This window comes from Mesorhizobium sp. M7A.F.Ca.CA.003.01.2.1 (assembly GCF_003998945.1).
Taxonomy (GTDB): domain Bacteria; phylum Pseudomonadota; class Alphaproteobacteria; order Rhizobiales; family Rhizobiaceae; genus Mesorhizobium; species Mesorhizobium ciceri.
Genome location: NZ_RZRA01001634.1, coordinates 1 through 508 on the forward strand (window position 1 = coordinate 1; position 508 = coordinate 508).

Annotated in this window: 1 protein-coding gene; it reads left to right on the plus strand. The window is 67.1% G+C overall.

Going from position 1 to position 508, the window contains the following annotated elements:
* Nucleotides 1-508, plus strand: a 508-nt coding sequence (locus EN969_RS34660; RefSeq protein ID WP_164758825.1) for an AAA family ATPase, incomplete at both ends; no start/stop codon positions are given.

Genomic DNA, 508 nt, shown 5'->3' on the forward strand with positions numbered 1-508 from the left:
CTCCTGGGGCAAGGTCGGCGAGGGCGCCGATCTGGTCATCGTCGAGGGCGCCGCCTCGCCGGCCGAGATCAACCTGCGCAGCCGCGACATCGCCAATATGGGCTTTGCCACGCGCGCCGACGTGCCCGTGGTGCTGGTCGGCGACATCGATCGCGGCGGCGTCATCGCTTCGGTGGCCGGCACGCATCTGATCCTCCCGGAAGAGGACCGGCGCATGATCGCCGGCTACCTCATCAACAAGTTCCGCGGCGACGTTTCGCTGTTTGACGACGGCCTGAAGTCGATCGAGACATTCACGGGCTGGCGCTGTTTCGGTGTCGTTCCGTGGCTGAAGGCGGCGGCACGCTTGCCTTCGGAAGATTCGGTGGTGCTGGAGCGGCTGGCGTCCGGCGAAGCGCGCGCGCTGAAGGTGGCGGTGCCGATGCTTGGCCGCATCGCCAATTTCGACGATCTCGACCCGCTCAAGGCTGAGCCGCAGGTCGAGGTGGTGTTCGTGCCGCCGGGAAAG